At 54.3% G+C, this 584-nt stretch carries 1 protein-coding gene and 1 tRNA gene; one reads left to right on the forward strand and one right to left on the reverse strand.

The genetic code is table 11. The features are described 5' to 3' along the window. Positions 1-30 precede the first annotated feature (30 nt). A tRNA-Asp gene (locus HCZ99_RS20450) sits at positions 31-107 on the forward strand. Positions 108-333: 226 nt separating this feature from the next. Here HCZ99_RS20450 and HCZ99_RS20575 read toward each other — a convergent pair. Then, positions 334-584: hypothetical protein (locus tag HCZ99_RS20575; protein ID WP_217701539.1), on the reverse strand; the 251-nt coding region annotated here is incomplete at its 5' end.

Here is a 584-nt window from a genome sequence, read left to right on the forward strand (position 1 = left end):
ACCGCTTATATAAACCGCGCCACACACCATGCGGGTGTAGCTCAGTTGGTTAGAGCGCCGGCCTGTCACGCCGGAGGCCGCGAGTTCAAGTCTCGTCACTCGCGCCATTCCCTCCCAATGGGAATGAGACAAAAAAGCACCTCGGTTTTTACCGCAGGTGCTTTTTTGTTTTCCAAGTCCCAGCTCCCCGCTCCCCACTCCCCGCCACAGCCCGTTGCCAACCAGCTCAAACGCTGCGACCAAACAAAGCGGCTCTGACGTTGTCCTTCAAAAATACAGCACTTTTTCACAGCCAAAGCGCACCCCATTCAGGCGGGCCAATACACAGCCCCTTCATGTTACGCGATAGTCAGACAATTCCCCTTGGCGCCGCGGCCAACTCACTGCAAAATCTGCAACACATATTTCCCCGGTAACACGTTGATACACGGCTGTTTTCTGCCAAAAAATATCACCCCGATTTACACTGTTCATTTTTTTGTAAAAAAGCCCTTGCCAGACCGTCCCACCGCTTATATAAACCGCGCCACACACCATGCGGGTGTAGCTCAGTTGGTTAGAGCGCCGGCCTGTCACGCCGGAGG

Source organism: Thalassospira lucentensis, assembly GCF_011806425.1.
Taxonomy (GTDB): domain Bacteria; phylum Pseudomonadota; class Alphaproteobacteria; order Rhodospirillales; family Thalassospiraceae; genus Thalassospira; species Thalassospira lucentensis_B.